This is a genomic window from Ruegeria jejuensis (genome assembly GCF_041537905.1).
Lineage (GTDB): Bacteria > Pseudomonadota > Alphaproteobacteria > Rhodobacterales > Rhodobacteraceae > Ruegeria_C.
Map to the genome: position 1 here is coordinate 1 of NZ_JBGRUO010000011.1, position 19,569 is coordinate 19,569.

The 19,569-nt window shown below is 63.0% G+C and carries 24 protein-coding genes and 1 pseudogene; 7 read left to right on the forward strand and 18 right to left on the reverse strand.

Features of this window, described 5'->3' with window-relative positions:
* Positions 1-133: 133 nt before the first annotated feature.
* Positions 134-349, forward strand: a pseudogene (locus tag AB1E34_RS13715) (adenylate/guanylate cyclase domain-containing protein); the annotation flags it as partial.
* A 35-nt stretch (positions 350-384) separates the two neighbouring features.
* Here AB1E34_RS13715 and tnpA read toward each other — a convergent pair.
* Positions 385-801 carry an IS200/IS605 family transposase gene (gene tnpA / locus AB1E34_RS13720; protein ID WP_372572913.1) on the reverse strand — a complete coding sequence of 139 codons (417 nt, stop codon included), beginning with the start codon at positions 799-801 and terminating at the stop codon, positions 385-387.
* 129 nt (positions 802-930) lie between these two features.
* Between tnpA and AB1E34_RS13725 the strand changes: the two genes are divergently transcribed.
* From AB1E34_RS13725 to AB1E34_RS13750, 6 genes are all read left to right on the forward strand, one after another.
* Entirely contained in the window at positions 931-1,200 is a 270-nt protein-coding gene (locus AB1E34_RS13725; protein ID WP_372573058.1) for an adenylate/guanylate cyclase domain-containing protein, read from the forward strand.
* Between the two features lie 426 nt (positions 1,201-1,626).
* A complete protein-coding gene (locus tag AB1E34_RS13730; RefSeq protein WP_372572914.1) occupies positions 1,627-1,926 on the forward strand; it encodes an FtsB family cell division protein in 300 nt (99 codons plus the stop codon).
* A 129-nt stretch (positions 1,927-2,055) separates the two neighbouring features.
* The gene (gene pdhA / locus AB1E34_RS13735; protein WP_372572915.1) at positions 2,056-3,045 is read left to right on the forward strand and encodes a pyruvate dehydrogenase (acetyl-transferring) E1 component subunit alpha; all 990 of its coding nucleotides are present in this window, start codon (positions 2,056-2,058) and stop codon (positions 3,043-3,045) included.
* A 15-nt stretch (positions 3,046-3,060) separates the two neighbouring features.
* On the forward strand, positions 3,061-4,437 hold the full coding sequence (locus tag AB1E34_RS13740; RefSeq protein WP_372572916.1) for a pyruvate dehydrogenase complex E1 component subunit beta: 1,377 nt from the start codon (positions 3,061-3,063) through the stop codon (positions 4,435-4,437).
* 9 nt (positions 4,438-4,446) lie between these two features.
* Entirely contained in the window at positions 4,447-4,707 is a 261-nt protein-coding gene (locus tag AB1E34_RS13745) for a hypothetical protein (RefSeq protein WP_372572917.1), read from the forward strand.
* A 1-nt stretch (position 4,708) separates the two neighbouring features.
* Entirely contained in the window at positions 4,709-6,016 is a 1,308-nt protein-coding gene (locus AB1E34_RS13750) for a pyruvate dehydrogenase complex dihydrolipoamide acetyltransferase (protein WP_372572918.1), read from the forward strand.
* 84 nt (positions 6,017-6,100) lie between these two features.
* Here the strand turns inward: AB1E34_RS13750 and cysE are convergent, their stop codons facing one another.
* The 17 genes from cysE to AB1E34_RS13835 form a co-directional block, all read right to left on the reverse strand.
* Positions 6,101-6,910, reverse strand: a complete 810-nt coding sequence (gene cysE / locus AB1E34_RS13755; protein WP_372572919.1) for a serine O-acetyltransferase — start codon at positions 6,908-6,910, stop codon at positions 6,101-6,103.
* Positions 6,911-6,980: 70 nt separating this feature from the next.
* Positions 6,981-7,346 (reverse strand): DUF7742 family protein, encoded by a 366-nt coding sequence (locus AB1E34_RS13760; protein ID WP_372572920.1) that lies wholly within the window; start codon positions 7,344-7,346, stop codon positions 6,981-6,983.
* Complete coding sequence (locus AB1E34_RS13765; protein WP_372572921.1) at positions 7,321-11,262, reverse strand: baseplate multidomain protein megatron; 3,942 nt, start codon at positions 11,260-11,262, stop codon at positions 7,321-7,323. Before AB1E34_RS13765 ends, AB1E34_RS13760 begins: the two co-directional genes overlap by 26 nt.
* Positions 11,262-11,708: an NlpC/P60 family protein gene (locus AB1E34_RS13770; protein ID WP_372572922.1), complete on the reverse strand. Its 447-nt coding sequence runs from the start codon at positions 11,706-11,708 to the stop codon at positions 11,262-11,264. Before AB1E34_RS13770 ends, AB1E34_RS13765 begins: the two co-directional genes overlap by 1 nt.
* Positions 11,705-12,592, reverse strand: coding sequence for a phage/gene transfer agent baseplate hub protein (locus tag AB1E34_RS13775; protein ID WP_372572923.1), 888 nt, complete (start codon positions 12,590-12,592; stop codon positions 11,705-11,707). The genes AB1E34_RS13770 and AB1E34_RS13775 overlap by 4 nt, the downstream gene beginning before the upstream one ends.
* Positions 12,592-13,227 (reverse strand): phage distal tail protein, Rcc01695 family, encoded by a 636-nt coding sequence (locus AB1E34_RS13780; protein WP_372572924.1) that lies wholly within the window; start codon positions 13,225-13,227, stop codon positions 12,592-12,594. Before AB1E34_RS13780 ends, AB1E34_RS13775 begins: the two co-directional genes overlap by 1 nt.
* Before the next feature lie 12 nt (positions 13,228-13,239).
* A complete protein-coding gene (locus AB1E34_RS13785; RefSeq protein ID WP_372572925.1) occupies positions 13,240-13,902 on the reverse strand; it encodes an RcGTA-type gene transfer agent tail tape measure protein in 663 nt (220 codons plus the stop codon).
* On the reverse strand, positions 13,892-14,098 hold the full coding sequence (locus tag AB1E34_RS13790; RefSeq protein ID WP_249707714.1) for a rcc01693 family protein: 207 nt from the start codon (positions 14,096-14,098) through the stop codon (positions 13,892-13,894). The genes AB1E34_RS13785 and AB1E34_RS13790 overlap by 11 nt, the downstream gene beginning before the upstream one ends.
* Positions 14,095-14,415, reverse strand: a complete 321-nt coding sequence (locus tag AB1E34_RS13795; RefSeq protein ID WP_372572926.1) for a gene transfer agent family protein — start codon at positions 14,413-14,415, stop codon at positions 14,095-14,097. Before AB1E34_RS13795 ends, AB1E34_RS13790 begins: the two co-directional genes overlap by 4 nt.
* Before the next feature lie 3 nt (positions 14,416-14,418).
* Complete coding sequence (locus AB1E34_RS13800) at positions 14,419-14,832, reverse strand: phage major tail protein, TP901-1 family (RefSeq protein WP_306193766.1); 414 nt, start codon at positions 14,830-14,832, stop codon at positions 14,419-14,421.
* Between the two features lie 24 nt (positions 14,833-14,856).
* On the reverse strand, positions 14,857-15,270 hold the full coding sequence (locus AB1E34_RS13805) for a DUF3168 domain-containing protein (RefSeq protein WP_372572927.1): 414 nt from the start codon (positions 15,268-15,270) through the stop codon (positions 14,857-14,859).
* Positions 15,267-15,605 (reverse strand): phage head closure protein, encoded by a 339-nt coding sequence (locus AB1E34_RS13810; RefSeq protein WP_372572928.1) that lies wholly within the window; start codon positions 15,603-15,605, stop codon positions 15,267-15,269. Before AB1E34_RS13810 ends, AB1E34_RS13805 begins: the two co-directional genes overlap by 4 nt.
* Positions 15,602-16,201 carry a head-tail connector protein gene (locus AB1E34_RS13815; protein WP_372572929.1) on the reverse strand — a complete coding sequence of 200 codons (600 nt, stop codon included), beginning with the start codon at positions 16,199-16,201 and terminating at the stop codon, positions 15,602-15,604. Before AB1E34_RS13815 ends, AB1E34_RS13810 begins: the two co-directional genes overlap by 4 nt.
* Positions 16,202-16,368: 167 nt before the next feature.
* Entirely contained in the window at positions 16,369-17,547 is a 1,179-nt protein-coding gene (locus AB1E34_RS13820) for a phage major capsid protein (protein WP_372572930.1), read from the reverse strand.
* Between the two features lie 34 nt (positions 17,548-17,581).
* The gene (locus tag AB1E34_RS13825; protein WP_372572931.1) at positions 17,582-18,133 is read right to left on the reverse strand and encodes an HK97 family phage prohead protease; all 552 of its coding nucleotides are present in this window, start codon (positions 18,131-18,133) and stop codon (positions 17,582-17,584) included.
* Between the two features lie 31 nt (positions 18,134-18,164).
* Entirely contained in the window at positions 18,165-18,389 is a 225-nt protein-coding gene (locus tag AB1E34_RS13830) for a GTA head formation protein, RCAP_rcc01685 family (protein WP_372572932.1), read from the reverse strand.
* Positions 18,382-19,560 carry a phage portal protein gene (locus AB1E34_RS13835; protein WP_372572933.1) on the reverse strand — a complete coding sequence of 393 codons (1,179 nt, stop codon included), beginning with the start codon at positions 19,558-19,560 and terminating at the stop codon, positions 18,382-18,384. Before AB1E34_RS13835 ends, AB1E34_RS13830 begins: the two co-directional genes overlap by 8 nt.
* Between the last annotated feature and the right edge of the window lie 9 nt (positions 19,561-19,569).

Consider the following 19,569-nt stretch of genomic DNA (forward strand, 5'->3'; position numbering starts at 1 on the left):
CACATCTCCGCAGGATCGGCGCGCGAACCTTCACCGATATGTTCGACGCCCTGACAGAAATCTGTGACCTACTCTCGCCACAGGAGTGCTGGAACTACCTTAAGGCTGAAGGGCATGTCTCAGGTTAAACGTCGTGGGCTCTAGGGCCGCCTTGCTGTCGCCCGATGACTTGGTCGGGTTCTTGAACAAAATCTTCAGCGCCTTCGACGAGCTGGCAGAAATACATGGCCTCGAGAAGATCAAGACCATTGGAGACGCCTATATGGCGGCCGCCGGAATGCCCTCGCCAGTCCATGACCCTACCCATCGGGTGGCAGAAATGGCTCTGGATATGCAACTGACCGTCGAGGCGATGTCCCGCGACTTCCCTACAGGACTGAACGACTACCGACTGACGTCGGTAGGATCGGCGATGTGGTTTTCGAGGTATTGCAACACGACGTCTTCGATGATGGCGCCGTTGGTCGTTGAGAAATACCCTCGCCCCCAGAACCGGCGTCCCCAATAGCGCTTGCGGATCGCGGGGAATTCCCGTTGCACCTTGTGGGACGAACGGCCCTTCATCTTGCGCACCAGATCGGAAATGGCAATCTTCGGCGGCGCGGACACGAACATGTGGACGTGGTCACTCGACAGCACACCGCGCAAGATGTCGACCTCGTTCTCCCGACAGACCTGCCGAAGGATGTCGCGCACCCGCAAGCGCAACGCCCCGGTCAACACCTTGTAGCGATACTTCGTCGACCAGACGATATGATAGCGATGATAGAAAACGCAGTGCTTGCCGCTGTCATATTGCATGATCTTACCCTCTGGAAAATGAGCCTTCGACCCGGCTGCGGCTCATTTTCCAGAGGGTAAGATCATTACACGATTCTTTACGCTGAAGCGGGTCCGACTGGAAGTCGGAGGGTTTGCTCCAGAGCGTGGATACTAAAGGTTCGCAGCGGAATCCACGCAGGCCCAGCGGTGGCAGGTGTCATCGGAAATCGAAAGCTCTTATACGATGTCTGGGGTGAGACTGTGAACACCGCCTCAAGAATGGAGAGCCACGGGGAACCTGGTCGCATCCAAGTGACGACAGCGGCAAAAGAAGAACTGGATCAGAGCTACCAATTCGAACGACGCGGATCAGTTGATGTGAAGGGTGTAGGTGATGTGGAGACTTGGTGGCGAACCGGAAGACAAGCGGCTACTTAGGGCTCTTTGCAGGCATTTTCTGCGCCGCGTTGTCGAGCCAAAGATATCTGATGTCGGAAAACAAAAAAGTTCGAGCGGGACCCTATGGGCTCGGTTCGTGACGCGAAGGTCAAATTCGTCTGACCTCTTATAATGGCCTTGATTGCCGATCGAACAGGCCATCGCTGTCGCACGCTACGCACGCCCTTGCCAAAGTGCGCGTCTGAACCTCCGCAATCCACCAGATGCAATCGAACGCCCTGCCTCCCGGGCCGGTTGATCCACATCCTGCATCCTTTGCCGCCTTTGCCCGGCCCCGGCAACAGGCACCAAAAAACCGCGAATCCCGTTCATTTCATGGATTCACAAGCCGAATCACCTGTGCCATACTGTCCCGAGACGCCCGCAAAGGGCGCATGACAGGCAGTTTTCATAAGCGGTTTCAACGTGACCCGATCCAATCGACCCAGCCTTGGCGCATTGCTGTTCTTTGCCTTTGCCTTTGCCATCGGCACCTATTTCACCTTCGCCGCCGTGCAGGGGGATTTCGGTCTGTTCCGCCGGGTCGAGATCGGCGCCGAACGCAATGCGCTGCAGCAGAACCTCGCAACACTCGATTCCGAGGTCGCACGGATGGAAAACCTCACAAGGCGCCTGTCCGACGACTACCTCGATCTCGACCTGCTGGATCAGCAGGCGCGTTCGGTGCTGGGCCTGCTGCGCTCGGACGAGATCGTCATTCGCTGATCGCCCATATTTTCAGCCGTTTTCGGCCGCGTTTTCCCCTACGTAATATTATGTCTCGCAATGGCATGTGAAATGCTTTAAGAGATAGTTTAACGCTAAACTATCTCAGCATAAGGGGATCCGCCGGCCATGGCAGCGCGTAAAAGCACAAGGAAACCAAACGTTTCCGCTGAAAAGCTGAAAGAATACTATCGTGAGATGCTGTTGATACGGCGATTCGAGGAAAAAGCGGGCCAATTATACGGCATGGGTCTGATCGGCGGGTTCTGCCATTTGTATATCGGACAAGAGGCCGTTGTCGTCGGGCTTGAGGCGGCCACCGAAGAGGGGGACAAGCGCGTCACCTCCTACCGCGATCACGGCCACATGCTGGCCTGTGGCATGAACCCCGATGGCGTGATGGCCGAGCTGACCGGGCGCGAGGGTGGTTATTCCAAGGGCAAGGGCGGCTCAATGCACATGTTCTCGAAAGAGAAGCATTTCTATGGCGGCCATGGCATCGTCGCAGCTCAGGTCCCGATCGGCGCAGGGCTGGCTTTTGCCGACAAGTACAAAGAAAACGGTCGCGTGACCTTCACCTATTTCGGGGATGGTGCCGCGAACCAGGGCCAGGTTTATGAGACGTTCAACATGGCTGCGCTCTGGGACCTGCCGGTGGTCTTCGTGATCGAGAATAACCAATACGCCATGGGCACCTCGCAACAACGCTCGACCTCGACCAAGGACATCTATCACCGGGGCGAGGCATTCGGCATCGCCGGTGAGATTGTCGACGGCATGGATGTGCTGGCGGTCAAGGCGGCAGGTGAAAAGGCCGTCGCGCACTGCCGCGCGGGCAAGGGCCCCTATATTCTTGAGGTCAAGACCTATCGCTATCGCGGCCACTCCATGTCGGATCCGGCCAAGTACCGCACCCGCGAAGAGGTGCAGAAAGTGCGCGAGGAACGCGACCCGATCGAACATGTGCGCGAGCTGCTGCTCAGCGGCAAACACGCCAGTGAGGACGACCTGAAGGCGATCGACAAAGACATCAAGCAGATCGTCAACAAAGCCGCCGACTTCTCGAAAGAGAGCCCCGAGCCCGCGCTCGAAGAGCTCTGGACCGACATCTACGCCTGAGGGGACTTACCAGACATGGCAACCGAAATTCTCATGCCCGCCCTCTCTCCGACGATGGAAGAAGGCACACTCGCGAAATGGCTGGTCAAAGAGGGCGACACCGTCTCCTCCGGCGACATCATGGCCGAGATCGAAACCGACAAGGCCACGATGGAATTCGAGGCGGTCGATGAAGGCATCGTCGGCAAGATCCTGATCGCCGAAGGCACCGAAGGGGTCAAGGTCAACACCCCGATCGCAATCCTGGTCGAGGAAGGCGAAGACGCCTCCGCCCTGCCGGAAGCCGCGCCCGCGGCTGACGCGGGCCATGAGGCGGCTCCCGCAGGGAGCTCCGAAGCGCCCGCCCCTGCCGCAGCAGCCCCGGCTGCGCCGCAGGTCGATCTGACCCCGGACTGGCCCGAGGGCACCGAGCTCAAACCGCAAACCGTGCGCGAAGCCCTGCGCGACGCCATGGCCGAAGAGATGCGCGCCGATCCGGACGTCTTCCTGATGGGCGAAGAAGTCGCCGAATATCAGGGCGCCTACAAGGTCAGCCAGGGCCTGCTGGACGAGTTCGGCGCCAAGCGCGTCATCGACACGCCGATCACCGAACACGGCTTTACCGGCATCGGCGTCGGCGCGGCCTTTGGCGGGTTGAAACCGATTGTCGAATTCATGACCTTCAACTTCTCGATGCAGGCCATGGACCATATCGTCAATTCAGCGGCCAAGACGCTCTATATGTCCGGCGGCCAGATGGGCGCGCATATGGTCTTCCGTGGCCCCAACGGTGCCGCAGCCCGCGTCGCCGCCCAGCACAGCCAGGACTATGCGGCCTGGTTCATGCAGGTGCCGGGCCTGAAGGTCGCGATGCCCTATTCGGCGGCTGACGCCAAAGGCCTGCTGAAAACCGCGATCCGCGACCCCAACCCGGTGATTTTCCTGGAAAACGAAATCCTCTATGGCCGCAGCTTCGATGTGCCGGTGCTGGATGATTTCACCATCCCCTTCGGCAAGGCCAAGATCTGCCGCGAGGGCAGCGATGTTACCATCGTCAGCTTCGGCATCTCGATGCAATTCGCGCTAGAAGCCGCCGACAAGCTCGCCGAGGATGGCATCAATGCCGAGGTGATCGACCTGCGCACTCTGCGCCCGATGGATACCGGCGCCATCCTCAACTCGGTGATGAAAACCAACCGTCTGGTGACGGTGGAAGAAGGCTGGCCGCAAGGCTCAGTCGGCAGCTACATCTCCTCGGTGGTGATGCAACAGGCCTTCGACTATCTCGACGCGCCGGTCATCAACTGCACCGGCAAGGACGTGCCAATGCCTTATGCCGCCAATCTGGAAAAACTGGCGCTGGTGACCACGGATGAGGTGATCGCCGCCGTCAAAGAAGTGACCTACCGCTAAGGGATCGGGATGGAGATCAGGGGCCGCGATCCAGCGACGGAATGCTACCGGGTGAGCCTCACGGTTGATGGCCGTGAGGTGACCGGACTGGTTCCCGAACGGCTGGCCGCGGATCTACGCCTGATCGGGTCCCGCCCCAGCCACCAGACCGCCTATGTCTGGATGGCCGAGAACAAAAAGAAGATCACAGCCGCGATCGAGATCCTCGCACGCGGCACCGGGCGCCCCAAGGCGCCTTTCGACCAAATTATTTTGATTGAGGACCGCTGAGATGCCCACCGAAATCCTGATGCCCGCCCTGTCTCCGACCATGGAGGAAGGCACGCTGGCAAAATGGCTGGTCAAGGAGGGCGACACCGTGTCGTCCGGCGACCTGCTGGCCGAAATTGAAACCGACAAGGCCACGATGGAGTTCGAGGCGGTCGATGAAGGCACCGTCGGCAAAATTCTCGTCGCCGAAGGCAGCGAAGGCGTGCTGGTCAACACCCCCATCGCCGTGCTGCTGGAAGAAGGCGAAAGCGCCGATGATATCGCCGCCAGCCCGGCCAAGGCGCCGGAGGCAGCCCCTGCTGCCGATGCGGGTAAAGAGGCGGCCCCCGCAGGGGACTCCGATGCACCCGCCCCTGCCCCCGCCGCAGCCAAATCCGCTGACGGCACCCGCATTTTCGCCTCCCCCCTGGCCCGTCGTATTGCCGCCCAGAAGGGCCTCGACCTCAGCCAGATCGCAGGCTCCGGCCCGCATGGGCGAATCGTGAAAGCGGATGTGGAAGGCGCCAGCCCAACCGCCGCTAAACCCGCACCTGCTGCCGCACCCGCCGCCGCGGCCCCCGCCGCAGCCGCAGCGACCGGCCCCTCGACCGATATGGTCGCCCGCATGTATGAAGGCCGCGAATACGAGGAAATCGCGCTCGACGGCATGCGCAAGACCATCGCCGCCCGTCTGACCGAGGCAAAACAGTCGATCCCGCATTTCTACCTGCGCCGCGACATCAAGCTCGATGCGCTGCTCAAATTCCGCAGCCAGCTCAACAAGCAGCTGGAATCGCGTGGCACCAAGCTCAGCGTCAACGATTTCATCATCAAGGCCATGGCCAACGCGCTGCAACAAGTCCCCGAATGCAACGCCGTCTGGGCCGGAGACCGTGTATTCCAGCTCAAACCGTCTGACGTTGCCGTTGCCGTCGCCATCGAAGGCGGCCTGTTCACGCCGGTCCTGAAAGATGCCGACATGAAATCGCTCTCGGCGCTCTCGGCTGAAATGAAAGACCTCGCCGCCCGCGCCCGCGACCGCAAGCTTGCGCCGCATGAATACCAAGGCGGCAGCTTTGCGATCTCGAACCTTGGCATGTTCGGCATCGACAATTTCGACGCCATCGTGAACCCGCCCCATGCCGGTATTCTGGCCGTGGGCACGGGCGTCAAGAAACCCGTTGTCGGCGATGATGGTGAATTGACGGTCGCCACCGTGATGTCGGTGACCATGTCGGTCGATCACCGGGTCATCGACGGCGCACTGGGCGCACAATTGCTGCAAGCCATCGTTGACAATCTGGAAAACCCGATGCTGATGCTGGCCTAAGAGGCATCACCAAAACACGAAAAAACGCCGCCGAATTTCGGCGGCGTTTTCATTTTCCGAGGTTAGATCAGTAACGCTTTGCCGTCACAAACCCGACCGAAACATCTGGTTCATGCTGACCGCAGGCTGGTCGCAGCCCGCCTCGCCCACGATCTTGGCCGGAATGCCCGCAACCGTCTTGCAGGGCGGCACCTCGGACAGAACAACCGATCCGGCGGCAATCCGGCTGCACCGACCAACCGTGATATTGCCGAGCACTTTCGCACCGGCCCCGATCAGAACTCCATCGGCGATCTTGGGGTGGCGGTCCTCTTCTTCTTTCCCGGTTCCGCCCAGCGTCACCGAATGCAGCATCGAAACGTTATCGCCGACAACCGCAGTTTCACCGATCACGATGGAGTGGGCATGGTCGATCATGATCCCCTTGCCGATCCGCGCTGCCGGGTGAATGTCGATCCCGAAAATCTCGGAAATCCGCATCTGGAAGAAATAGGCCAGATCATGTTTGCCCTGATGCCAAAGCCAATGCGCGATGCGATATCCCTGCATCGCCTGATAGCCCTTGAAATACAGCACGGGCTGCAACAGGCGGTGGCAGGCCGGGTCGCGCTCAAAAACCGCAACCAGATCGGCACGCGCCGCTTCGATAAGTTCCGGCGCCTTGGCATAGGCATCATCCGCGATCTCACGCAGGATCACCATCGACATCTCGTTCGAGGCCAGCTTGGCCGCGATCCGATAAGACAGCGCCTTTTCCAGCGACCGGTGATGCAGGATACAGGCATGCACCAGACCACCCATCAACGGCTCTTGGCGAACCGCCTCTTCGGCCTCTTTGGTGATGCGATCCCAGACCGGATCAACGGAAGAAATATGTGCACGCGTTTCGGCCATCAATCTGCCTCCATGTTTGCGCAGTTCTTATATGTAGCGCATCTTGCTGCAAGCCGAAAGCGGTCGTGTTTCAACTTTCTGCCAACCCCTTGTAATCGGGGCTATCTTTGACGTGGCACCCTTCGGTTTCGCGGTATCGCATCACGGCTTTCAAGACCTCGATCACGCAGCCGCAATAGTCCGGGTCGTCAAATCCCGGCTCATCGGCAACCCCGCGCGCGCGTGCGGCCGCCATCAGCGATCCGTTGCCGTAGCGCGGATGTAGCCGCCCGGTTCGCCGCACATGCGCCGCCGCCTGGGACGCATCCGCCACCAATTGCGCGCATATCTGGCTGCGCATGTCTGGCGCGACCATCAGCAAGGCACATGCGGCATTGCTGATGTCACCATGCAGCAGAGGCAACACCAGCTCAGGCCGCCCAATCCATGCTTGCAAAAAGCCCCGGTCCAAACCGCGCCGAGACCTGCGCAACCTCGATCCGCACACCGCTCTCGGCCCCGTCCTGTACCTGCATCGCTTCCGTGTAGGTCCATTCAGGCGCCCTCAGCGTTACCTCGCGCAGCAACGCCCCCTCACGCGTTACGCGCAACAAATAGGTCTCGCTCTCCTCGCCCAAGGGCACCTCGGGGGCATCCCAGCTGTCCCCATCGATCCGGGTGCGGCGAATCCAGCTGACTCGATGCCCGCCCGAAGTTGCCTCGACCCGCAAATGCACCGGCGCATAGGGGCGCAAACCATTCCCGTCAAAGGCTTCGACCCGGTGCAGGTAAGCAGGGTCATCATACCCACGTGCCGCCGGCCCGATCCTGAAATGCCGCGCGATCCGGCGCGCCGAACTGGACAGGCCCAGCTGCGTCACCGTGCGGTCAAGCAGCACAAAGACCGACCCATCCGGCCAGACCTCGGGCATCAGCGCATCGCTGCCCAATTGCCCCCGCAACCGGTTGCGCAACAGATAGGTCTCAGGCGCGATCAGTTCTGCCTCGGAAAACTGCAGCAATTCCCATCTGCCGCTCGACCCGTCCCCGATCGCCGCCAGGTTCGCACCGTTGAGCAACGCCTCGACCCCACGCGATTCCAATTCGCCCGAGATCAGCCGGACCTGCAAATCCGCCCCACGGTCCCACAGCCCGGGCCGCGCCCGGAATAGCGGCGTCTCGGTCCGCCCGATCACCGATTGTGCCGCGATGATCTCACCCAGCTCATAATCTTCGTCACTGGAGGATCGATACACCGCGACCGAACCCGGCCACGGGTCGGCCGCGACCGCCAGATAAGGCGCATGCGGCACCTCGTCCCCGGTAAAGAGAGGCAGGTCCAGAAACATCGGCGTCACCGGCAAGGGCGGCGCGAAGGCGCGCAGCGCGGGCACATCCTCGGCCATTTCGGTGGTCTCGTAGATGCCCGGCTCGATCCGCACCGCCTCGATCAATTGCAAATCGGTCTGTTCTACCCTGTCCACGCGGTAGCGCGCCGTTTTGCCATCCACCGAAGGCAATTGCACCACATCACCGGCGCCCAGCGCGATTTTCGAGGGTGGCAGCGCAAACCGGGCCGTGTCGCGTGACACCCGTGCCTCGGCCAGCCAGCGTTCGACCGTTTGCCGCCCCTCGGCGCGGGTCATGGCCAAGGGGATTTCGCTTGTCGCCACCGCATGGGTCGCGTCATCGGGCAGAACCGCCTCTTCCGAAATCGCATCGAAGTCACTACCCGATTGCACGAAGCGCAGTCGCACCCGTCCAGTCATGTCCACATCCGCCTCGCGGCGCAGCTCGACATCCCCGTCCAACTCGCGGCTCTCGGCGAACTGGTCGGGCAGGATTTCGATGGCCCGCTTGCCATCGCGCAGGCGAAACACCAGCTTGCCGTCGCGCTCGATCGCATCAAAGCCATAGCGCAGCATCAGCGGTTGCAGCGCCGCACGCGCATCCTCGACCTGATCCAGCACATAGCCACGCACCACGCCCCACAGTTCGGAGACATCCAAATCGTCCACCAGATCGGAGGCACGACAGATCTCGGCCACGACCGAAGCCAGCGACCGGTTGCTCACCCGCCCGTTCAACCAATGCCCGCGCGCATAGTTGCCACCATCGCTCCATTGTTCGCGATTGTTCGGAAAGGCCGGGAAAGGCCGCGCATCCCAGGCCCAGACATAGGCATTGCCCATGTCGATCATGCGCCCGTCATATTCGCTTGCCGCCGGATTGTTCTGAGGCCGCGCCCAATAGCCAAGAACCGCCTTCAGATACTGCATCTGCACGAAGTCATCGCGCAGCCCGTTGGAATGGTGCGGCAACCGGGATTCCGAGGATTTCGGGTCCAGAAACTTGTTGGGCTGGTTCGGCCCCTTGTCGATGGCCGCGCAACCCAGTTCGGTGAACCAAAACGGCTTTGACCCCGGCACCCAGTCGGTTGGCAACGCTTGGCGAACCCCACCGATCCGCTCGTAATGCCGCTGCGACCACCAGTTGCGCAAATCCTTATAGCGCCAAACCCACGGCTCGTCATGATCGCCATCGGTGATCGGGGTGCGGACCTGCGCCGCGCGCGCCTCGGATGAGGCATAGTACCAGTCAAACCCCTCACCGCCCTCGATATTCGAGCGCAGATAGTCGATATCGTAGATCGAGTTGATACCGGCCTGTGCGTCCAGATGATCATCCTCGTCGCGCCAATCGGCCACCGGCATGTAGTTGTCGATCCCGATGAAATCGATATTCTCATCCGCCCAGAGCGGGTCCAGATGGAAATACCGGTCACCCGGCGCATCACCGGGCTGATAGCCAAAATACTCCGACCAATCCGCCGCATAGCTGATCTTGGTATCCGGCCCGAGAAGGTCGCGCACATCCCCTGCCAACTGGCGCAGCGCGTCAACCGCCGGGAAGCCATTCGCGCCCCGGATCTGCGTCAGCCCCCGCATTTCCGAGCCGATGCAGAACGCCGACACGCCTCCCGCAGCCGCGCAAAGTGCGGCGTAATGCAGGATGAACCGGCGAAAGCTCCACTCTTGCGGACCACTATAAGAGACCCGCCCCGAACTGATCTGAAAATGCGACCTCTGCGCGGTGCCGAAAAACGCCGCCACCTCATCATCCGCCGCCACCGTCTGGTCCGGGCTGTCCGTCCGCCCCGGCGCCATGCTGAGCGTGATCCGCCCGCGCCAGGGCAGAACCGGCTGGGCCTCGGCCCCGCTCCAGGGATCGGGCAGCGTGTTGTTTTCATCCTGATCCATCAGGATGAAGGGATAGAACATCACCCGCTTGCCCTGCGCCTGTAGATACCGGATCGCCTCGACCACCGAGTCATCGGCCGGTGTGCCGCCATAGATCGGCTCGCCATCCTTGCGCGGCACCTCGGCCACGCCGGACCGGCCCGCGCCCGACACCCGCCAGGGCATGTTGGTCCCGTCGATCCCGCGCCGTTCGACTTTGGGCTCGACCCGGCATTCGCCACAGCGCAAATCGCCGCCGAACCAAGACACCACCAACGAGGCGGCACCACATCCCGGAACCTCTTCGCGCAGGGCTTTCATCGATTGCACGAAATCGGTCCCGCCAGTCGGCGAATGGACATTTGCCGCCCAATGCTGCCCCCAGCCCTTACTGTAATTGACCTGCCTGGTGGCCAGCGAATACTCCCCTGTCCCGGGCACAATCGCCACGGCGCGCACGATCCGCCCCAGATCCTCGCGGTAATCCTCGGTTTCCTTCTGCGCCGGTCTAACCACCTCGAACGAGAATTGCGGCACCCGGTTGCCGAACTGACCCAGAGGCAGGTTCTCCATCACCACATAGGCGGTGCCGCGATATGCAGGCACCGCCCCGGTGCCCTCAACCGCCTCCATGGTCGGATCGGGCAATTGATCGGCGCTGCCGGTATAGACCCGCATGTTCAGCCGGTCATGTTCGATCTCTTCGCCATCGGCCCAGACACGTCCCACCGACGCGATCTCTCCTTCGCAAAGCGCCAGCGCCACAGACACCGTGTAACTGTATTGAGTCACTTCCGGCTCAGGCGGCTTGGGCGCACCTTTGCCGCCCCCTCCGCCACCGCTGCGGCTGACATGTTCGCGAAACTGCGAGGCCCAGATCATCTGCCCGGCGATCCGCATCCGGCCATGCAACCGCGCAACCGCCGCGCCCTCACCCGAATGGGTCAGGCGGAACCGGTCCACCTTGCCGGTCTCGACCGGCTCGGCCCCCTGACCCAGCAAGCGGTTGTCGATGAGCCTGCCCACCGTCGCGCCAACCGCGCGCCCGATCGCCACCGAGGACAGACCCGCAAAGGTGCCCCCGATGGACCCGCCAATGGCCGCTCCGGCCGCAGAAAGGACGATCGTCGCCATCACTTCACCTCCACAGGAAATTCAAACCGGGAAACCACCTTGCGCCGCCAGGGCGCGCTCAGCGCGCTCTCCACCACCCCATGTCCCGAATAGGAATGGATGAAACGGGGCACCTCCCCCACCTCGGACAGGATGCCCACATGTTTGGCCACCGACCGCGACCTCATCCGGAACAGCAGCATGTCGCCGGGCCGCCATGGCCCTGCCTCGCACGGGATCAGATGACGGCGCGCCGCCGCCCACATCCGTTCCTCGCCCTGCGGCTCGGACCAGTCCATGCTATAGGCAGGGGCAGCCTCGGGCTCGGCACCATAGCACTCGCGCCAGACGCCGCGGATCAGCCCGAGGCAATCGCATCCCGCCCCACGGGCCGCAGCCTGATGGCGATAAGGCGTGCCCAGCCAGCCCCGCGCCACCTCCACGATCTCCGAGCCACGCGCAGTCATCTGCGGCTCCCGCCTTGGTTCACGCCTGACCGCTTCGGCACCGCCATCAGCCAGTCCTCGCCCGGCAGGTCCGGGAATCCCTGAAAGTTGAGCAGGTTGTTGAATTTCAGCCGACATGTCTCCATCCGCTTGTCACACCCCGCCGCCAAACGCACCCGATCGCCCGGCGTGACTGCCGCACGCAACGGTTCCCACAGCTCGATCTGGCGGTAGCCGTCGAAGAGTCGATCGGTCTTGATCGCCCCCCAAAGCCCCTTGGCGGTCCCATCCAGCACGTCCAGCCTACCTCTCTCGAACCAGCTTGGCGCAAAGCCGGGTAATTCGGGCCAGCGCAGGCTGACATCCCCGTCGACTTCAACCACGTCCAGCTCGGTCGCATATCCCGGCCGATCCAAATCAAAGGTGCAGGCGCGATCCCCCAGCACCGCCGTACACGGCTTCTGATAAACCCGCCCAACGGGGCGATTCAGCTGCTCAGTCAGCCCGCGCAGCTCGGCCTGAAAAGCACCGCCTGATTGGCGCAACTCACCCAATGTGCCGCGAAACTGCATCACCCGCATCTGCGGATCTGCCCAATTCACCAACCAGGCCGTAACCTCGGCCCCGTCATAGCGGCCCGCCTCGATATCCTCGGCCCGGATCGACGCGTCGCTAAGCGCACCAACCGCCTCGGAATTGTCCACCGACAGCCCGGTGCCCTGCTGCAGGGCCGCCGCCGTCAGCCCGGTGTCGGCGCGAAACAGCAGCCCGTCGAACGCCAGATCGCAATCATGGTCGGTAAACCCCTGCCGCGCGCCATCCTTGCGCCGGATTGCCCAGCAGCGGCAGAGCGTGGTCAACCCGCTATCAAGATGATCCTGAAACTCTTGCGTCAGCCCCGCCATCACACCCGGACCTCCACGACTGGTACATTCGGCACATCGCCTGCCTGAAAGCTCGCCACGCTGGTCTGGATACGGTCGGTATCAAAACGCACCGGCACATCGAACTCGAAGCCAGCGGTGATCTGTGTTTCGGCCGCAGGCGCCACTGCAAAACTCACCAGCCCCGAGGTTTCGTCGATCTCATAATCCACCCCTTCGCGCTGCTCGTCCTGCTCTATACCGACCCGAACGCTGCCCCGCACCGGCTTCATGATGGGCCGCTCGTAACTGAACTCGCCCGAGCGATAGAGCTTGGCCAGCCGGAACCTGCGCAGCGCGCCATCCCCTACACCGATCACTTGATCATCATAGGACACCTCAGCGGAGGCCGAGGACGACTTGAAATCCGACCAATCCTTCCAACGAAAGCCGCAGAGCTGCCCGCGTCGCGCCTCGAAAAAGGCGATCAGCGTTTCGACATCATCCAGCGACCGCATGCCCAGCCCCGCATCATAGCGCCGACGCGAATGCGCCCAGGGTGAATTGCGTTCTTCGAACCCGTTGGCCAGTGTGACCACATCGGTCCGCCGCTCAGGCCCGCCCACCGAGCCAAAGCTCAGCGACGCGGGAAACCGTACCTCGTGAAAGTTAACCATCCCTGCTCTCCCCTAGCGATTGCGATTGCCCCGGCTCAGCGCGCGGCCCATCTGTGCGGCGATCTGGCCCTGGCTGCGCCGGAAGCCCTGCACATCCGGTGTCGAGATATTCATGACAACGCTCACCGGCCGCCCACCAGACGCGCTGCGCACGCCCAGCTTGCCGTCAGCACCACGTGCCAGCGGCATGATCGCCTCCGGCCCGGCTTCGCCCATCAGGCCCATACCACCCCGCATCGGAAAGCTCACCGGCCCCGACACAACGCCGCCATTGGCAAAGGGCATCACCCGCCCTTGGGCAAAGCCCGCCCCATCGGCAAACGGCAAGATTCCCGACACCAGATTGCCCACGCCATCGGCCAGCAATCCGCCCACATGGTTCGTCACCGGCTTGATCGCCGCCGAATAGGCCGTCTGGATCATCGAATCCCGAATGCTCGACAGCGCATCCGACAGTTTCATGCCGTCAAACACCATCCCGTCAAAGGCACGGCGCAGCCCCTTGGACATGCCGCGCTCCAGCGTCTCGACATCCTTGCCGGTCGCGGCAAGCGCAGACCGCACCCGTCGCAGCTCGGTGTCGAAACCTGCGGCCATCGCCGCCGTGCTGCCAAGCGTTTCGCCCAGCGCCTCACCGCTTTCCTGCAGATCGGAAATTCCGTCGCTATCCGTCATCATCCTCTCCATTTCCCGCATCCGGGTAGGCCGCAAGCAGCGCGTCCAGACCTGTTCGGTCCAATGGCCGGCCCGCCGCCGCCTGCCCCAGCATCAACCGCAACTCTGCCGGTGTGAGTTGCCAGAACGCCTGCGGCGACAGGCGCAACCCCTGCATCCCGGCCCGCATCAGATCGGGCCAGTCAAACCCGCTCATGCCTCGCCCGGAACCATGAAGGCGCGCGCGATCAGTTCCGCCGCCGCCTTGGCCGCCCCCATGGGACCACCCGCGATCTCGGCCCGCAGCAAATCGGAGGCCGTCACATCCGCCCCGCCTCCGCGCAGCCCCGCCACGATCAGCGCCAGCACATCGCGCCCCGAGAACGCACCGCCTTCGAACCGCTGCACCAGATCCACCAGCGAGCCGCTCTCCAGCGTGGCCTCGAGCTCGGCCAGCGCGCCAAGAGTCAGTTTCAGCACCCGCCGCTTGCCATCAATCGTCAGGGCCACCTCGCCCGCCCACGGATTGGCCATGGTTCAAAGCGCCGTAAAGCTCAGCGCCCCGGCGCTGGCCATCGACATCTCATAGGTGGCCTCGCCATTGTGGCTGCCCGCGTATTCGATCGAGGTCACCTGGAACGGCCCCTCGACAATGCCGAAGTCGGGGATGATCACCTGAAACTCGGGCGTCTCACCGTCAAAGAACAGCTGCCGCGCCCGCTCATCGGTATTGGCGTCTTTGAACACGCCCGACCCCGAGATCGCCGCCGACTTCACGCCCGCGCCCGACAGCAGCTCACGCCAGCCGCCCTGGCTTTCCAGGCTGGTCACATCGACGCTTTCCGCGTTGAAACTCACCCGCGTGGCGCGCAGCCCCGCAATGGTCTCGAACAGACCACCGCCATTCATATCCACCTTGACCAACAGGTCCTTGCCGTTCTGAGCACCCATATCCGTGTCTCCAAATCCAGAAGTTCAGTTGTCTTCGACGCGCGCGCGAAAGCGCAGATCGATACGCCGCACGGCCCCACCCGAGCCGGTCCGACGCGCCACCGCGCGTTCGAACCACAGTCCCACCAGCCGCCCCCGGCCCAGCGCCAGGGGCGCATCGTCCAACGCGTCCCCGATCAGGCCCGCCAGTTCCTTGGCTGCGGCAAAGCCCGCCGCCTCCGAGATCACCGAGACGGTAAACCGATGCTCCGAGCCGCGCCCGTTCACATCCGAGCGGTCCCGCGCTTCCTCCGGTCCCAGCGCAATGTAGGTTTCGGGCACCGTCCCGGTCGGCAGCGCATCATAAATCGCTGTTCCGACGCGCGCGCTGATGTCCACATCCGCCGACAGGTGCTGAAACACCGCCGCCTGCAAGGCTGCCGCCATGCCATAGCTCATGCCGATACCTCCTCATCCGCGAAGCAGGTCAGATAGCGCCCGTCAGTTCCCAGCTCGGCCACCGCCCGGATCGCATAGATCCGGTCGCCCTCGCGCAGCCGCTGGTCCGGTTCGGGACGCATGGACGAGCCCTGAGGCGCCGCCCGCAACACGATCCGGTAATTGACCCGCGACACCGTGGCCCCGGCTTGCGCGCGCACCGTACCGCTGCGCGCCTTTACCTCACCCCAGTGCGTGCCCAGCGCCTGCCAGCTTTCGATGAACCCACCAGCCCCGTCGGCCACCCGCGAGGGGGCTTCCAACACCAGCTTGCGGTTGAGACGCGGCGCGCTCATTGTCCCGCTCCCAGCCCAAGACGCATCGTGCAATAACGCTGGATCAGGCTGGTCACACCAAAGGGCATGCAGCCATCGCCCAGAGCAGTCTCGTGACGGTACTCGTAGTAATGCGCCGCCAGCATCAGTACCGCCTGGCCCAGATCAGCGGGCAACCCGCCCCAATCCACCGCCATCCCGGCACTCAGCCCAACCCGCGCGCTGCCGCCCTGCGCGATCAGGGGCAACATCCCCCCGACAGGTTTCAGCCGTGGCCGCTGACTGTCTTTTTCCAGCCAATAGCTCTCGGCATTCAGCACGCTCTCGACGCCTTGCGCATTTTCCAACACCACCGAGCGCAGCTCGGTGACCGGCGCCACCGGCAGCACCTCGCCCGCCGGGTCGCGCCAGCGGTGCAGGACCAGCGAAAACGACCGCGAAATCAGAACCTTGCCCGTACGTGTTTCAATCGCCGCGATCGCAGCCCTCAGAAACCCGCGCAGCACGCCATCCTGCAGGTCGCCCTCGGCAAACCCGGTGCCCAGCCGCAAATGCGCCTTGAACTGATCCACCGGCAGCGCCGCGTCCGGGATCGAGGTTTCTTCGGTCAACATCATAGATACACTCCGCAAACTCGGACCCCACCGGGTCGCGTTCCCTGATTGACGCGGACGCACGCCACCCCACGTCGCTCGAACGGAGGGGAGCAGCTAGACAACGTGAAAGGCCTTCACGGCGCACGCCCGCACACGGGCCGGTTTCCCGGCCCGCCACTCGGTGCCGCTTACGCGGCGCCGAATTTCAGCAGCTTGATCGCAGCAAAGTCGCTGACATCGCCGCCCACGCGCTTGGTGGCATAAAACAGAACATGCGGTTTGGCGCTGAACGGGTCGCGCAACACGCGCAGGTCAGGACGCTCGGCAATGGTGTAACCCGCCGCAAAATCGCCAAAGGCAATAGAGTAACTGTCGGTACCGGGATCGGGCATGTCCTCGGCGATCACCACCGGATAGCCCATCAGGCGCGCAGGCTCGCCCGCCGCCAAACCGTCGGACCACAGGAAGCGGCCATCGGCATCCTTCAGCTTGCGCACGGTACCGGCAGTTTTCGAGTTCATCACGAAGCTGCCATTGGCACGGTACTGCGCACCCAGCGCATAAACGATATCGACAATCGCATCCGCCTCGACACCGCCATCAACACCGGTCGGCACATAACCCAGATTGCTCCAGGCCCAGACATCATTGTCCACCTTAGCGTGATCGAGAATGCCGCGCGGTTTGTCGACACCGTCGCCAGTGATGAACGCCCCGGCCTCGGCACGGGCGAACTTGTCGGCGATGCGCCCCGCCAACCAGGTCTCGATCTCGAACGCGCTGTCATCCAGCAGACGCTGCGAGGCTTTCGGCAGCGCCGACAGCTCATGCAGCGGGATCGAAATACGGTCGATGCTGGGCGTGCCGGTTTCGGCCGAGGGCGTGTTCTCAGCTGCCCAGCCTGCGCCAACATCGGAATGATCGACCAGCACGTCATAAGAATTGGCCTCGACATTCACCACCGAGGCGATCGAGCGGATGGAGGCGGTCGATTTCAGCACCGACTTGATCACATCCGAGGTCTGCGGGTCGATCAGGAACCCACCATCGCCACTGACGGCATTGGACAGGGATTTCGCCTCCATCTCCAGCCCGCGCAGCGCGTCGTCATCGCCCGAGCGCAGATAGTCGCCAAAGGCTTTCTGATGCGGCTGACCCGCCTCGATGGAGCCCGCCAAAGGCGGACGGCCCGCCAGTTGAGATTTACGATCCAGCATACTCACTCGCTCTTCTGTTTGTTTGAGTTTTGTTTCAAGTTCCGACCGGAACCCTTTGAACTCGCTGACAAAGCCAGCCATCGCCCGCTTCACCTCCTGCACCGGCGGCACAGCCTCACCGGTCAAGGCCGACGCATCGGTCTTGCTCATGGGAACACCCCTTTTCCTGCTGTTTGTCGCGGCGCTATCGCTGCGCCAGATCCTGCCGCGCGCCATCCAGCACATCGGCAATGCTGCGCCAGGCTTCGGCCTCGTCGGGCGCGATGCCCTTGGCCGTCACCCGCGCACTGGGCAGCATCGGAAAGGTCACCAAGGACACTTCCCAAAGCTCCAGTTCCGTCAGCAGCCGATGGCCGCTCTCATCCTTGCGCGCCCTGGTGGTGCGGTAACCGATGGACAGCCCGTCAATCGCCCCCGCCCTGATCAACGCCACCGCCTCGCGGCCCTTCTGGGTATCCTCCAGAAGTCGGCCCTTGACCCACAGCCCGCGTTCATCCTCGCGCACCTCGTCCCAGACGCCGATGGGTTGCGCGGGGTCATGCTGCCACAGCATCTTGACCCGCTGGCCCGCCGTACCGAGCTTTTCCAGAGACCGCGCATAAGCCCCTGGCATCACCCGGTCGCCGCCCTGATCCACCTGCCCGAACAGGCTGGCATAGCCCTGGATCGTTGCATCCTCTGCAACCGTCAGCCCGTCGCCAAAGCGGGCAAACTTGTGTTCCAACTCCGTGCTCATGCGTGAACACCTCCTCGCAAATCCCTGAAACTCATGGCGCGGCAATCACCAGCGATTGAAACGCTTGCGCCAGTATCACCGCCGCGACCCCGTAAACCGTCAGCCACAAGCGCTTTTCCAGCCGCTGCAACAGGTCCTCCATCTGATCCAGCCTCTGACACAGATGCTCATGCTGGATCGCCGCGACCCGCTCATGCGCGGCCAGCCGCAGCCCCGGCGCGCAATCAAACGGCGCATATCCCGGCCCATCAGCCATCCGCCTCTCCTGCAGGCAGCCCCAACAACGCCCGCTTCTCTGCCCCGCTCAGGAAATCCGCATTGTTCACCCGCGTCCATTGCGCATCGCGCTCGGTGGCCAGGGCCGGGACCTGATCCAGATCCGGCTTCAGCTCGACCGCCTCGCCGCTGAACCCCGAGAGCCATTCCGACAGCGCCGCCGCCACCCGCGTCACCAGGGGCAGCACGGTCAGGCGATAAAACGCCCGATTGGCCTCCTGATAGTTCGAATATGTCGCGTCGCCCTGGATGCCCAGCAACATCGGCGGCACCCCAAAGGCCAGCGCGATCTCGCGGGCGGCGGCTTCTTTGGTCTTCTGAAACTCCATATCCGAGGGCGAGAACCCCATTGGCTTCCAATCGAGCCCCCCTTCCAGAACCATCGGTCGCCCCGCATTGCGCGCGCCCTGATAATTCGCCTCGATCTCGTCGCTCAGGCGGCGGAACTGATCCTCGGCCATGACCCCTTGCCCGTCCGATCCCTTCCAGACCAGCGCGCCCGAAGGCCGCGCCGCATTGTCCAGCAGCGACTTGGACCAGCGCGAGGCCGCATTATGCACATCCACCGCCATCGCTGCCGCCTGCATCGGCGCAAAGCCGTAATGGTCGTCCTGTGGATGAAAGCTCTTGATATGGCAGATCGCCGGATTGACCCCCGTGACATCAAACCGATGCTTGCGCCCGCCCAGCGCATATTCATAGGCCACCGGCCAGCCATCCGGTCCCGGCACCACGCTGACCCGATCCGAGCGCAGCACATGCAGCTCAAGCGGCAAGCCCCCCTCGCCCTGCACCGCCTCGACATAGGCATTGCCCGACAAGAGCAGCTGCGCAAACAGCGCCTCGAACAGATCGGCCTTGCCCTGCGCCACATTCGGGCGTCGGATCAGCGACAGCAGCGGATGGGTCTCAAAGCGCTGCTCCGCATCCTGCAAAACCAACGGCAGCGCCGAGGCCGCCTCGGCGATCAGCTTGACTGACCGGAACCCCACCGGGTTGCCCGCAAATCCCGTCCGCGTCAGCGAGGCGGTATCCCGCGCGCTCCACGCCACGCGGCCCGCACTGTGCCAGGTGACCACCGGCCCGGCCGCACTTGCCTTGGCCTCCGGCAGCTCCGCCTTTGCCCCGCGCCGCAAGAAATCAAATACCATCCGTGATGC

Excerpts from the sequence above, each read along its gene's own strand:
- tnpA (WP_372572913.1), bottom strand. The coding sequence starts at position 801 with ATGCAATATGACAGCGGCAAGCACTGCGTTTTCTATCATCGCTATCAT.
- pdhA (WP_372572915.1), top strand. The coding sequence starts at position 2,056 with ATGGCAGCGCGTAAAAGCACAAGGAAACCAAACGTTTCCGCTGAAAAG.
- AB1E34_RS13740 (WP_372572916.1), top strand. The coding sequence starts at position 3,061 with ATGGCAACCGAAATTCTCATGCCCGCCCTCTCTCCGACGATGGAAGAA.
- AB1E34_RS13745 (WP_372572917.1), top strand. The coding sequence starts at position 4,447 with ATGGAGATCAGGGGCCGCGATCCAGCGACGGAATGCTACCGGGTGAGC.
- AB1E34_RS13750 (WP_372572918.1), top strand. The coding sequence starts at position 4,709 with ATGCCCACCGAAATCCTGATGCCCGCCCTGTCTCCGACCATGGAGGAA.
- cysE (WP_372572919.1), bottom strand. The coding sequence starts at position 6,910 with ATGGCCGAAACGCGTGCACATATTTCTTCCGTTGATCCGGTCTGGGAT.
- AB1E34_RS13765 (WP_372572921.1), bottom strand. The coding sequence starts at position 11,262 with ATGGCGACGATCGTCCTTTCTGCGGCCGGAGCGGCCATTGGCGGGTCC.
- AB1E34_RS13770 (WP_372572922.1), bottom strand. The coding sequence starts at position 11,708 with ATGACTGCGCGTGGCTCGGAGATCGTGGAGGTGGCGCGGGGCTGGCTG.
- AB1E34_RS13775 (WP_372572923.1), bottom strand. The coding sequence starts at position 12,592 with ATGGCGGGGCTGACGCAAGAGTTTCAGGATCATCTTGATAGCGGGTTG.
- AB1E34_RS13780 (WP_372572924.1), bottom strand. The coding sequence starts at position 13,227 with ATGGTTAACTTTCACGAGGTACGGTTTCCCGCGTCGCTGAGCTTTGGC.
- AB1E34_RS13785 (WP_372572925.1), bottom strand. The coding sequence starts at position 13,902 with ATGACGGATAGCGACGGAATTTCCGATCTGCAGGAAAGCGGTGAGGCG.
- AB1E34_RS13790 (WP_249707714.1), bottom strand. The coding sequence starts at position 14,098 with ATGAGCGGGTTTGACTGGCCCGATCTGATGCGGGCCGGGATGCAGGGG.
- AB1E34_RS13795 (WP_372572926.1), bottom strand. The coding sequence starts at position 14,415 with ATGGCCAATCCGTGGGCGGGCGAGGTGGCCCTGACGATTGATGGCAAG.
- AB1E34_RS13800 (WP_306193766.1), bottom strand. The coding sequence starts at position 14,832 with ATGGGTGCTCAGAACGGCAAGGACCTGTTGGTCAAGGTGGATATGAAT.
- AB1E34_RS13805 (WP_372572927.1), bottom strand. The coding sequence starts at position 15,270 with ATGAGCTATGGCATGGCGGCAGCCTTGCAGGCGGCGGTGTTTCAGCAC.
- AB1E34_RS13810 (WP_372572928.1), bottom strand. The coding sequence starts at position 15,605 with ATGAGCGCGCCGCGTCTCAACCGCAAGCTGGTGTTGGAAGCCCCCTCG.
- AB1E34_RS13815 (WP_372572929.1), bottom strand. The coding sequence starts at position 16,201 with ATGATGTTGACCGAAGAAACCTCGATCCCGGACGCGGCGCTGCCGGTG.
- AB1E34_RS13820 (WP_372572930.1), bottom strand. The coding sequence starts at position 17,547 with ATGAGCAAGACCGATGCGTCGGCCTTGACCGGTGAGGCTGTGCCGCCG.
- AB1E34_RS13825 (WP_372572931.1), bottom strand. The coding sequence starts at position 18,133 with ATGAGCACGGAGTTGGAACACAAGTTTGCCCGCTTTGGCGACGGGCTG.
- AB1E34_RS13830 (WP_372572932.1), bottom strand. The coding sequence starts at position 18,389 with ATGGCTGATGGGCCGGGATATGCGCCGTTTGATTGCGCGCCGGGGCTG.
- AB1E34_RS13835 (WP_372572933.1), bottom strand. The coding sequence starts at position 19,560 with ATGGTATTTGATTTCTTGCGGCGCGGGGCAAAGGCGGAGCTGCCGGAG.